The organism is Marinomonas sp. A3A (assembly GCF_018336955.1).
GTDB lineage: Bacteria > Pseudomonadota > Gammaproteobacteria > Pseudomonadales > Marinomonadaceae > Marinomonas > Marinomonas lutimaris.
In genome coordinates, this window is the sequence record NZ_CP025532.1 from 3,588,336 (window position 1) to 3,601,035 (window position 12,700).

9 protein-coding genes, 4 tRNA genes and 1 other annotated feature are annotated in these 12,700 nt (G+C 43.7%); of the genes, 1 reads left to right on the forward strand and 12 read right to left on the reverse strand.

Annotated features, from left to right (window positions below; translation table 11 throughout):
- Window positions 1-5 precede the first annotated feature (5 nt).
- Window positions 6-125: a sequence feature (16S ribosomal RNA rRNA prediction is too short), on the reverse strand.
- 550 nt (window positions 126-675) lie between these two features.
- Genes CYL31_RS16825 through CYL31_RS16835 form a run of 3 tightly spaced genes read right to left on the reverse strand, consistent with a single transcriptional unit; the run spans window position 676 to window position 4,017 of the window.
- Window positions 676-1,848, reverse strand: a complete 1,173-nt coding sequence (locus tag CYL31_RS16825) for a sodium ion-translocating decarboxylase subunit beta (protein ID WP_212916317.1) — start codon at window positions 1,846-1,848, stop codon at window positions 676-678.
- Window positions 1,849-1,867: 19 nt separating this feature from the next.
- On the reverse strand, window positions 1,868-3,667 hold the full coding sequence (gene oadA, locus CYL31_RS16830) for a sodium-extruding oxaloacetate decarboxylase subunit alpha (RefSeq protein WP_212916318.1): 1,800 nt from the start codon (window positions 3,665-3,667) through the stop codon (window positions 1,868-1,870).
- 41 nt (window positions 3,668-3,708) lie between these two features.
- Window positions 3,709-4,017, reverse strand: a complete 309-nt coding sequence (locus tag CYL31_RS16835; RefSeq protein ID WP_249411616.1) for an OadG family protein — start codon at window positions 4,015-4,017, stop codon at window positions 3,709-3,711.
- A 92-nt stretch (window positions 4,018-4,109) separates the two neighbouring features.
- Between CYL31_RS16835 and CYL31_RS16840 the strand changes: the two genes are divergently transcribed.
- Complete coding sequence (locus CYL31_RS16840; RefSeq protein ID WP_212916319.1) at window positions 4,110-5,120, forward strand: tRNA dihydrouridine synthase; 1,011 nt, start codon at window positions 4,110-4,112, stop codon at window positions 5,118-5,120.
- A 68-nt stretch (window positions 5,121-5,188) separates the two neighbouring features.
- On the opposite strand, the gene CYL31_RS16845 is transcribed toward CYL31_RS16840, so the two are convergent.
- From CYL31_RS16845 to CYL31_RS16885, 9 genes are all read right to left on the reverse strand, one after another.
- Window positions 5,189-5,265, reverse strand: a tRNA-Arg gene (locus CYL31_RS16845).
- A 53-nt stretch (window positions 5,266-5,318) separates the two neighbouring features.
- Window positions 5,319-5,395 (reverse strand) — tRNA-Arg (locus CYL31_RS16850).
- 56 nt (window positions 5,396-5,451) lie between these two features.
- Window positions 5,452-5,528: transfer RNA gene (locus tag CYL31_RS16855), tRNA-Arg, on the reverse strand.
- A 59-nt stretch (window positions 5,529-5,587) separates the two neighbouring features.
- Window positions 5,588-5,677: transfer RNA gene (locus CYL31_RS16860), tRNA-Ser, on the reverse strand.
- Between the two features lie 58 nt (window positions 5,678-5,735).
- Entirely contained in the window at window positions 5,736-5,924 is a 189-nt protein-coding gene (gene csrA / locus CYL31_RS16865) for a carbon storage regulator CsrA (RefSeq protein WP_072840609.1), read from the reverse strand.
- Window positions 5,925-6,069: 145 nt separating this feature from the next.
- Window positions 6,070-7,311 (reverse strand): aspartate kinase, encoded by a 1,242-nt coding sequence (locus CYL31_RS16870; RefSeq protein ID WP_212916320.1) that lies wholly within the window; start codon window positions 7,309-7,311, stop codon window positions 6,070-6,072.
- Between the two features lie 60 nt (window positions 7,312-7,371).
- Window positions 7,372-9,990 (reverse strand): alanine--tRNA ligase, encoded by a 2,619-nt coding sequence (gene alaS, locus CYL31_RS16875; RefSeq protein WP_349304765.1) that lies wholly within the window; start codon window positions 9,988-9,990, stop codon window positions 7,372-7,374.
- A gap of 225 nt (window positions 9,991-10,215) precedes the next feature.
- Window positions 10,216-11,313 (reverse strand): alanine racemase, encoded by a 1,098-nt coding sequence (gene alr, locus CYL31_RS16880; protein WP_212916321.1) that lies wholly within the window; start codon window positions 11,311-11,313, stop codon window positions 10,216-10,218.
- A gap of 31 nt (window positions 11,314-11,344) precedes the next feature.
- A complete protein-coding gene (locus CYL31_RS16885; RefSeq protein WP_212916322.1) occupies window positions 11,345-12,598 on the reverse strand; it encodes a D-amino acid dehydrogenase in 1,254 nt (417 codons plus the stop codon).
- Between the last annotated feature and the right edge of the window lie 102 nt (window positions 12,599-12,700).

Here is a 12,700-nt window from a genome sequence, read left to right on the forward strand (position 1 = left end):
ATCTTACGCAGGCTCATCTAATAGCGGAAGGCTCCGAAAAGTCCCCTCCTTTCCCCCTTAGGGCGTATGCGGTATTAGCATGCGTTTCCACATGTTGTCCCCCTCTACTAGGTAGATTCCTACGCGTTACTCACCCGTCCGCCGCTCGTCAGCAGGAGCAAGCTCCCCTGTTACCGCTCGACTTGCATGTGTTAAGCCTGCCGCCAGCGTTCAATCTGAGCCATGATCAAACTCTTCAGTTAAAAAGTTTGCTTACTCAAAATCTATTACACTAACAATAACTTAATCATTTCATCGTCTCTAAGAACAACAAAACAACATAAAGCGAATTGACGTGTTAGACGTTTCGCAAGACTTCAATTTTTTTGATCATCTCGAATAAGTTAAAAACCAATCCGGACAATCTTCTGAAGCCTCCAGCGAGCGCCCACACAAATTATCTGATTATCTATTTTAAAGAGCGTCTGATCTACGTTCAACTCTCTTACCTAAGTAAGTGGCAAACTCTTGTTTGCGTCGTTGTCCGTGTCAGTGGAGGCGTATAATACAGCCTAGAAGTTTTAGCGCAAGCTCTTTTTTGAAATTCTTTTAATTAATTTGAATTTCATGCAGAAAGCTTAGATAAACAAAAAGACACCGAAGTGTCTTTTTGTAAAAACAGCTTTAGCTAGGTGACTAACCACCAACATAACTCAGCATTACGCCAGCCGCCACAGCAGAACCTATAACGCCCGCCACGTTAGGCCCCATCGCATGCATTAATAAGAAATTTTGCTTATTCGCCTCAAGCCCGACCTTATTGGCCACGCGCGCAGCCATAGGGACAGCAGATACACCAGCAGCACCAATCAATGGATTAATAGCATCTTTAGAGAATCTATTCATCAACTTTGCCATTAAAACACCTGCAGCTGTGCCGATAGAAAAAGCAATCAAGCCTAAGCTCAAAATTCCTAGTGTTTCCAAATTCAAAAAAGCCTCGGAACTCAACTTTGAACCAACCCCCAAACCCAAGAAGATAGTTACGATATTAATCAATGCATTTTGAGCGGTATCACTTAAACGGTCCACAACACCACATTCACGCATCAGATTGCCAAAGCAGAACATCCCAAGCAGAGGCGCCGCAGACGGCAAGAACATCGCAACCAAAATAGTCACTACAATTGGAAAGACAATCTTCTCTTTCTTGGTAACAGGCCTGAGCTGTTCCATCTTAATAGAGCGTTCCTCTTTTGTTGTTAGCGCTCGCATAATTGGCGGTTGAATAAGTGGCACTAATGCCATATAGGAATAAGCTGCCACAGCAATCGCACCAAGCAAATCAGGCGCCAAGCGACTAGCAACAAAAATAGCAGTCGGACCGTCCGCGCCACCGATAATACCAATTGCCGCCGCATCCGCTAATGAGAAATCCATAATGCCGGACGCACTTAATAAAACCGCCCCAATAACCGTGGCAAAGATACCAAACTGCGCAGCAGCACCAAGGAGCAATGTTTTTGGGTTAGCAAGCATAGGGCCAAAGTCCGTCATCGCCCCAACTCCCATGAAGATTATCAATGGGAACAAACCTGTCTCAATACCACCATGATAAATATAGTATTGAAGACCACCCGGAGAAACCATGTGACCCGTCGCATCATAAACTGGCGCAGCCATAAAACCTGCCCCAGGAATATTAACTAGAACCGCACCAATACCAATAGGCAAAAGCAGCAGCGGCTCAAAACCTTTTTTAATTGCCAGGTAAACCAACAACAAACCAACACAGATCATCACAAACTGACCAAGTTCCAGCTGGTAAATGCCCGTGTCGTGATAAAGATTTAATAATTTGTTTTCCATTTTCGATCGATTCCTTCAACTACAAAGTAAGAAGTGACTGGCCAACTTGCACAGAGTCACCTTCTTTTACACTAATGGAACCAACGACACCGGACTTAGGCGCAGATATTTCTGTCTCCATCTTCATCGCCTCGAGAATAATCACAGTATCACCCTCTTCAACTTGCTGACCTGGAGACACAAGCACTTTGAAGATATTGCCCGCTAACGGAGAAGGAACATCTTCGCCAGATGGCGCAGCAGCAGATGGCGCCGCCTGAGCTGGAGAATTTTGAACATTAGCAACAGGCTGAATATTACTAACATCACCCCCTTCCGATACTTGGACAACAAAGCTCTGCCCAGATACAGAAACCGTGTAAACACTCGCTTCACCAGATGAAGCACTTGTTGCCGCGGGTTTACTCTCAACAACATCATTAACTGTCGGCACAGGCTCAAACGCACTTGCGTCACCACGATTCTGTAAAAATTTAAGACCTATCTGAGGGAATAAGGCATAAGTTAAAACATCGTCAATCTGATCATCAGACAACTGGATGTTTTTTTCTTTTGAAAGGCCAACCAACTCTTCGGTCAACTTATCCATTTCAGGTGACAATAAGTCTGCTGGTCGACAAGTAATCGCCTCTGCCCCATCTAGAACACGGGCCTGCAACTCTTTATTGAATTCAGCAGGAGCCGCACCATACTCACCTTTCAAGATACCCGCCGTTTCTTTTGAAATAGACTTATATCGTTCGCCAGTCAGGACGTTCAAAACCGCCTGAGTACCAACAATTTGAGAAGTAGGCGTAACAAGCGGAATCAAACCCAAGTCTTCGCGGACTTTAGGGATTTCTTTTAGCACTTCGTCAAACTTATCCGCCGCACCTTGCTCTTTAAGCTGACTTTCCATATTGGTCAACATGCCACCAGGCACTTGAGCTATCAAAATACGAGAATCCGTACCACGAAGAGAGCCTTCGAATTTCGCATATTTCTTTCTCACTTCGCGGAAATAAGCGGCAATCTCTTCTAATAACGCTAAATCTAAGCCAGTATCTCTATCTGTACCCTGCAACGCAGCAACCACAGACTCTGTCGCGCTATGACCATACGTCATCGACATAGAAGAAATAGCTGTATCGACTCGATCTATCCCAGCCTCAACAGCTTTCAAAATCGTCATATCTGACAAGCCAGACGTAGCGTGCGCATGCAATTGCACCTCCAACTGAGTCTGAGCTTTCAATAAACTAACCAATTCGAAGGCATCGTATGGCGTCAAAATGCCAGACATATCCTTAATAGCGATGGAGTCCGCCCCCATATCTTCAAGCGCCTTAGCATAATCCACCCAGTTCTTAGTGGTATGAACGCGACTCTTAGTATATGAAATCGTCCCTTGAGCATGTTTACCTTGCTGTTTAACCGCTTTAATTGCTGTTTCCAGATTGCGGGGATCATTCATTGCATCAAAGATTCGAAACACATCGACGCCATTAAAGGCTGCACGCTCAACAAACTTATTCACAACATCATCTGCATAATGGCGATAACCAAGCAAATTCTGCCCACGCAATAACATCTGCTGCGGCGTTTTTGGCATGGCTTTTTTTAATTCACGAATACGCTCCCAAGGATCCTCTCCAATATAGCGAATACAGGAATCGAACGTCGCACCACCCCAAGATTCAAGCGACCAAAAGCCGACTTGATCCAGTTTTTCTGCGATAGGAAGCATATCGTCAATTCGCATACGCGTTGCCAATAAGGATTGGTGAGCATCACGCAAAACGACATCAGTAATGCCAAGAGGTTGCTTTGTTGTTGTCATATTTCAGCCTCAAAGAAATCAGAAGAGTTAGTATTAGAAAATTAAGATTTTTTACTGTTTCTGTGCTGATGAACGGCAGCAGTAATGACAGCTGTCATTTGCGCATCAACACCAGAAGAAGAGAGATTTTTAGAAACAGGCTTTGACGCTACAACAATAGGTGCTTCAGGAAACAAATAATTTAGTAGTCGCGACATGTAACCTGTCGCAAAAATTAACACCACTAAAAACAGGAATACAAAACCCATCCCTAGGACCATCAATCCCACACCATCTTCTAGCAAGCCATTCATAGCATCGATACCTTTTTTCTCGTCTTGTTTGTACAGATCTAATGTGATCAGATGCACACCCAAGAGCGCTGTTTATTTTTGATAGTTAGTTTTTTACCACAAACCAGAACAGTTTCATATTTTTATTGCATAACAGTTAGACTTATTTCGTGAACAATTCCTTAGAAACAACAACCACCTTAAAGACCTTAACTAATAACAACAGCATTGTACTGGCCGTTGCACCGATGGAAGGTGTCATGGATCACACAATGAGAGCATTGCTATCAAAAATTGGCGGCATGGACTACTTAGTAACAGAATTCATCCGAGTCACTCAATACTCTATTCCAACAACAACATTCAAACGCCTTGCACCAGAAAACACCAACAAAGCAAGAACAATACACAACCACCCCGTTCACACCCAACTACTAGGCAGCAACGCAGAACTTATGGCGGAAAGCGCTTTAAATGCAATTGAAGCTGGCGCAACTCACATTGATGTCAATTTTGGCTGCCCAGCAAAACGTGTAAATGGCCATGGTGGCGGCTCTGTTTTATTACAAACCCCTGATGCACTTTACGACATCATGAGTGCAATTCGAAATACACTACCAAGCGAAATCCCTGTATCAGCGAAAATTCGTTTAGGATTCGAAGATGAAGCATTGTTATTTGATAACGTAGCCGCCATTGAGGCAGCAGGCGTTGGCACACTCACAATACACGGACGTACTAAAAAAGATGGTTACAAACCACCAGCAAGATGGGAAAAAATAGGCGAAATTCAAGATAAGACAAACATGATTGTCGTCGCCAATGGAGACATCACAGACACTGAGTCACTCTTACGCTGCAGATCCATTACAGGATGCCAACATTTCATGATTGGACGAGGCTCACTCAACAACCCATTTGTTTTCCAACAAATAAGAGATGAGCTAAACGGAAAAAAAAGCACAGCAGATACAACAACCCTGAACGCACTCTTCGCAGATTATAGCACCGAATTACAAAAATATTATGATGAAATCGCTACGCTTGGCAGGCTGAAACAATGGTGCGGACATTTACGATTTGGTTTTGCGGAAATTAAAGAACACCTTCAGACATTACGACGCAGCAAGAGCGTCAATGAACTAACACAAACATTCGAGAGTATAATGACAGAAACGTAATAAGAGAGAAAATAATAAAATTATAAATTAGATTGGGAATTTTGAAGTACTGATGGGGAAATTAAGAATGGTGCACCAGAGAGGATTCGAACCTCTGACCGCTCGGTTCGTAGCCGAGTACTCTATCCAGCTGAGCTACTGGTGCATATCGTATTTCTTTTAAAAAAGAGAAGAAATATTTTTTGTGAGATTTAAGAATGGTGCACCAGAGAGGATTCGAACCTCTGACCGCTCGGTTCGTAGCCGAGTACTCTATCCAGCTGAGCTACTGGTGCAGAACAATCTTTACTCATAGTATTTAAAGAATATATCTTAAAATACTTTTTTTGAATGGTGCACCAGAGAGGATTCGAACCTCTGACCGCTCGGTTCGTAGCCGAGTACTCTATCCAGCTGAGCTACTGGTGCAAAACAAAATCCCTGCCTTTTTTGCTCAGAGAGTAAACCCTCAAAAGACAAACTTGAAATGGCGGAGAGTGAGGGATTCGAACCCTCGATGAGTGTTAACCCATACACCCTTAGCAGGGGCGCGCCTTCGGCCACTCGGCCAACTCTCCGTAACAAGTGGGGCGCATTATATACGACACATTTGTCTTGTAAAGGCTTTTTTAAAAATTAATCTTCAGAAATTTGTTCATCTTGCTCTTTCTGAATGCGAAGATAAATTTCTTCACGGTGAACAGATACATCTTTAGGCGCATTGATGCCAATACGCACTTGATTTCCCTTTACACCTAATACAGTGACAGAAACTTCATCACCAACCATCAAAGTTTCACCAACACGACGAGTAAGAATAAGCATAAGAATATCTCCCTGTAATTGCTTTCAATCATTTATTGAGATGAATTGCCCGACAAATCTTGTAGGGCAATTCCTACAAAGCCAATTGTAGCCTCTCAATAAAAATTAAACCATCCATAACTACAGGATTTTATGTATCCAATTGTTAAGCTTCTCGAACCCCTGATGCCACTTCATTTAATTTGAACGCGGAATGCAATGCACGAACCGCCAACTCCATGTATTTTTCATCGATAATGACAGACACTTTAATTTCCGAAGTAGAGATCAACTGAATGTTGATAGACTCTGCAGCCAATGCTTTAAACATGGTACTTGCTACGCCCGCATGAGAGCGCATCCCCACACCAACAATAGACACCTTGGCAATTTTAGCGTCAGAAAGCACAGCACTCGCCCCAAGTTCTTTAGCGATGATATTCAAGGTAGATAAAGCTTGATCATATTCGTTGCGATGCACCGTAAAGGTAAAGTCTGTAGTGCCATCCACAGATACATTTTGGACAATCATATCCACTTCGATGTTGGCATCACTAATAGGACCAAGAATACGAGAAGCAATACCTGGAATATCAGGAACACCTTTCAAGGTTAATTTCGCTTCATCTCTATTGAATGCAATTCCAGAAACCGCTGGCTGTTCCATACCTTTACTCCCCTCAGTTGTAATCAACGTACCTTCACCTTCAACAAAACTAGACAGCACCCTAAGCGGCACTTGATATTTACCAGCAAACTCTACAGAACGAATTTGTAGCACCTTGGAGCCAAGGCTAGCCATTTCTAGCATTTCCTCAAAGGTGATTTTATCCAAACGTCGCGCACTATCTACAACACGAGGATCCGTCGTATAAACCCCATCCACGTCAGTATAAATTTGACACTCATCCGCCTTCAAAGCGGCAGCAAGCGCAACACCAGTTGTATCAGAACCACCTCGACCTAATGTCGTAATGTTGCCCAATTCATCCGCGCCTTGGAAACCCGCCGCAACAATCACTCGTCCAGCGTCTAAATCTGCGCGCATTGCTTCGGTATCAATTTTTTGAATTCGAGCCTTGCCATGAGCGCTGTCAGTTGTAATACGAATCTGAGAGCCTGTATAAGAACGAGCATCAAGACCACGCTTCATTAATGCCATAGACAAAAGTGCGATAGTAACCTGCTCCCCTGTCGACAAAAGCACATCCATTTCTCGCGCACTTGGTGAAGCATTAATGCTTTTCGCAAGAGCAATCAGCCTATTGGTTTCACCACTCATAGCAGAAACCACAACCACTATGTCATCGCCTTGTTGCTTATGCTTTAACACTCGATCTGCAACTGCCTCGATACGCTCTATTGTACCTACCGAGGTGCCGCCGTATTTTTGAACTAACAACGCCATAATTTTTCCACTATTTAAATCAAAAAAGCCGAATTCCAAGCTCTTAAGAAACGATTCAACTTAAACTCTTTCAGCAACCCAACCAGGCACCAATTCAAGAGCTGCAGACAAGCCATCTGGATTGTTACCACCAGCTTGAGCCATATCTGGACGACCACCACCTTTACCATCAACATAAGGCGCAATCATTTTAATCAGATCCCCAGCCTTCACGTTTTTAGTCAATTCTTTGGTTACGCCAGCAATTAAACTTACTTTGCCATCATTCACCGCAGCCAATAAAATAACGGCAGACTCTAACTTGCTTTTCAGCTCATCTAGTAAATCACGTAACGCTTTTGGATCTTCTACTTCAACCTGAGCAACCAACAACTTACCGCCGTTGATATCTACCGCCTGAGAAGCCAAGTCAGCGCCAGCTAAAGCTGCCATTTTACCTTTCAATACATCCAATTCTTTCTGCAAACTGCGCGCTTGATCATTCAAGGCAACAACCTTGTCTAACACGCTGTCTTTATTACCTTTGACAAGGCTAGCAATACCATCAAGAACCGACTCAGTCTGGCGAGTCGTATCTATTGCAACTTTGCCTGTAACCGCTTCAATACGACGAACGCCAGCAGCAATACCGCTTTCTGTAATAATTTTAAAGAAACCAATATCTCCCGTACGACTAACATGAGTACCACCACACAACTCAATCGAGTAGTCAGCCCCCATAGTCAATACACGCACTTCACTATCGTATTTCTCGCCAAACAACGCCATCGCACCTTTCGCTTTAGCAGATTCAACATCCATGATGTCTGTTTCTACCGGACGGTTTAAGCGAATCTGTTCGTTAACCATGTCTTCAATTTGCTCAATTTCTGTCGCCGTAACGCCTTCAAAATGCGAGAAGTCAAAACGCAAACGCTCAGGATTTACCAAAGAGCCTTTTTGCGAAACATGATCACCCAAAATACGACGCAGTGCTTCGTGCATTAAGTGAGTAGCAGAGTGGTTCAATGTGGTCGCCATGCGCAAAGTGCGATCCACTTCGCCAGTCACCTGATCACCAACCGCCAAACGACCTTCTTTTAGCTCACCGTAATGCAAATGTGCTTTAGCTTGCTTAGTGGTGCTAGATACTTTGAAAGCGCCTGGACCACGCAACCAACCTTGATCGCCAACTTGACCACCTGATTCAGCGTAAAAAGGTGTTGATTTCAAAATCACTGCCGCAACTTGACCAGCTTCAATAGTTTCAACAAACTCCCCATCAACAAGGATCATCTCAACTTCACAGGTAGCGTTTAGATTCTCGTAGCCAGTAAATTCAGTAACAGAATCCAACTTAACGCCGCTCGACATATCCATAGAGAAGTTACTTGCTGAACGAGCACGTGCACGCTGTGCATCCATCGCCACTTCAAATCCAGCCTCATCTATTTCTAGATCATTTTCACGCGCAACATCGTTGGTTAAATCAGCTGGGAAACCATACGTGTCGTATAGTTTGAAAACTGTCTCACCAGGAATAATCTTTTCATCGCCTAGTTCAGAAATGGCTTCTTCTAAAATCTTCATCCCTTGATCAAGGGTTTTGGCAAACTGCTCTTCTTCTTTTAAGAGAATAGAAGCCACACGCTCTTTTAATTTAGTTAGCTCTGGGTAAGCATCACCCATTTCGACATCAAGTGCTTCCACCAATTTATGGAAGAACACACCTTTTTGTCCAAGCTTATTACCGTGACGAATCGCTCGACGAATAATACGGCGCAAAACATAACCACGACCTTCATTGGACGGAATCACGCCATCAACAATCATGAAGGAACAAGAACGGATGTGATCAGCAATAACGCGTAGTGACTGGGCACTTAGGTCTTGAGTACCAACCACTTGTGCTGCCGCTTTAATAAGATTTTGAAACAAATCGATTTCGTAGTTGCTATGGACTCCCTGCAAAATCGCTGCAATACGCTCCAAGCCCATCCCCGTATCAACAGAAGGTTTTGGCAAAGGAGCCATAGTGCCATCTGCAGAACGGTTAAACTGCATGAAAACCACGTTCCAGATTTCGATGAAACGGTCGCCGTCTTCTTCAGGAGAACCTGGAGGCCCACCCCAAATATGCTCACCGTGATCATAAAACACTTCAGAACAAGGACCACAAGGACCTGTATCGCCCATCGCCCAGAAATTATCGGACTGATAACGCCCCCCCTTGTTATCACCAATACGGATGATTTTTTCTGCAGGAAGACCGATGTCTTTGTTCCAGATATCAAACGCTTCATCGTCGTCTGCGTAAACGGTTACCAACAACTTTTCAGTTGGCAACTTCAGCACAACCGTTAGAAACTCCCACGCATAATGAATAGCGTCTTTTTTGAAGTAATCGCCAAAACTGAAGTTACCCAACATTTCAAAGAAAGTGTGGTGACGTGCGGTATAACCGACGTTCTCTAAGTCATTGTGTTTTCCACCCGCTCGAACACAACGTTGAGACGTCGTTGCTCGTGAGTATGGGCGAAGATCTTCTCCCAAAAACACATCTTTAAACTGGACCATACCAGCATTGGTGAACAGCAATGTAGGATCATTTCCAGGAACCAATGAACTGGATTCTACGATCTGATGCTGCTTACTTTCAAAGTACGATAAAAATGACTGGCGTAACTCAGAACTCTTCATAATGGGATGAGTCTCTATCTCTATTTTTCTGGACGAATTGGATTGCGTGAATGGCAGATTAATATATGCCGACTCGATGCAACGAAAAGCACAAAATAGTACACGCAAAGGATAGGTATTTTCAAAAGAAACCGTAGTAATTTAAAGCTTATTTTGTGCATAACTTAAGCAAAAGTAGGATTTACGGATGTAAACCTACTTTTACAGTATGTTTTTAGAAAGGTATTACTGAGAATCTTCACCGCGAACATAACGATAATGAGGTCGTGCGGTCATCCTAGTCACCAACTCATAACCAATGGTACCGGCATAATCTGCGACTTCTTCGACGGGCACATCGCCACCCCAAAGCACTACTTCTTGCCCCATGGCAGGCTCAGCAGCGAAATCTTGCATACGCACCGTAATCATATCCATAGATACACGGCCTGCGAGGCAAGCGGGTTTTCCATCAATTTGCAATGGAGTGCCATTTTCAGCATGACGCGGATAACCATCACCATAACCCACCGCGACGGTTGCTAATACATGATCTTCTGCCGCAACATAACCAAGGCCATAACCTACTTTATCGCCTTGTTTAAGCTGACGCGTCGATATCACTTTTGACGACAAAGTCATCGCTGGACGCAAACCCAGCGCGCGACCGCTCACTTCAGCAAAAGGCGAAATTCCGTACAACATAATACCTGGTCGAATCCAACCACCTTCAGGCACGCTCCACTTCATAATCGCTGCTGAGTTCGCTACACTGGCTTCAATATCACCAATCGATTGACGAGCTAGCTCAAAATAAGCTAACTGCTGCATAGTTGCTAGATCTGACAAGTCATCCGCACAAGAAAAATGTGTCATTAAAACCACCTCTCCCACTTGGCCGCTGTCTTTCAACGCCGCGACAAACACTGGTGCTGTTTCTTTATCCACACCAAGGCGATGCATACCAGAATCTAGTTTCAGGAAAATCTTTTCAATTTTTGCATGACTAGCTTGCAATTCATCAAGCTGTTGAGCATTTTCTAGAGCAGACCAAAAACCATGCTTCTCGCACAGCGCCCACTCCTCACCTTCAAATACACCTTCCAACAACAATATAGGTGAAACAATGCCTGCTTCTCGTAAAGTAATGGCTTCTTCAATGGCTGCCACTGCAAAAGCATCCACTTCCTCATCCAAGTAACGAGAGACCTCAACCGCACCATGTCCGTACGCATTGCTTTTAACAACAGCAAACGCCTTACAAGTTGGTTGTAACTTTTTTGCATAGCGGTAGTTTTGTAGAATCGCCTCCAAATCTACCGTTGCCGTGAGTGGCCTTGCCATTTTTGCCCCTTAAAATTTTAAAGCGTCTTATTTACTTATAACGTTGTACGGAAAGATCCTGTGAATCGATCTCGGTTTTATCGCCAGACATAATATCGGCAATCACCGCCGCAGAACCGCAGCTCATAGTCCAACCTAATGTTCCGTGCCCCGTATTCAAATACAAACCATCAATACCTGTCCGCCCAACTACAGGCGTGCCATCTGGCGTCATTGGGCGAAGTCCGGTCCAATAATCCGCTTGGGACAACTCACAACCTTGATTAAATAAATCGTGTACTACATGCGTAATGGTTTCTGTGCGCACTTTTGGCAAATCAAGATTATAGCCATTCAACTCCGCGGTTCCGGCAGCACGAATACGGCCACCCAATCGAGTCACAGCAACTTTGTAGGTTTCATCCATTACAGTTGAAACTGGTGCAAACTGTTCATCCGTAATAGGCACAGTTAAGGAATAGCCTTTCACAGGATAAACTGGAATAGAAATATCAATCGCTTTAAGTAACTCTTTTGAATAACTCCCCATAGACACCAAGACATTATCAAACTCAAAGTCACCCTGGTCGGTTTTAACGGCGCGTACTTTACCACCTTCTACAACCAAGCGCTCAATCGCTACGCCAAATTTAAATTTCACACCTAATTCATCACAGTGTTTTTTCAGTTCTTGGCAAAAAACAAAGCAATCGCCAGTTTCATCACCGACCAGACGAAGCCCACCTTTGAACTTATCAATTACCGGAGCCAAACCTGGCTCTACTTCTAAAATTTGCGCAGGAGTTAATACTTGATGAGGAACATTCAAGGCTTTTAGCACCTTAATATCTTTTTCAGACGCTTCGACTTGCTCATCCTTACGAAATAGTTGAGTCAAACCACCCTGACCATCATCGTACTTAATACCAATGTCTTTACGCATCGCAATGAACTGATCGCGACTATATTCCGCCAATGCCACCATGCGAGACTTATTCACGTCGTAGGCTTTTTCATTGCAGTTCGCCAACATCTTCCCCATCCAAGCTAGTTTTTTAAGCTCAGGATCAGCACTTACTTTTAGCGGCGCGTGTTTTTGCATCAACCATTTAATAGCTTTAAGAGGAATGCCTGGTGCAGCCCAAGGTGCAGAATAGCCAGGAGAAATTTGCCCTGCGTTAGCAAAACTCGTCTCAAGAGCCACCCCTTCTTGACGGTCAATCACCGTCACTTCAAAACCTTTCTTCGCCAAATAATAGGCTGACGTTAAACCAACAACACCTGCACCCAGCACACAAACACGCATAGAAAAACCTCAAATAAAGACAAAGTCATATCACCCATAATCACATAAGATATGTAGTTTTATCATCTTATTTATTATTATATTGAAGAATAAAAAACTATA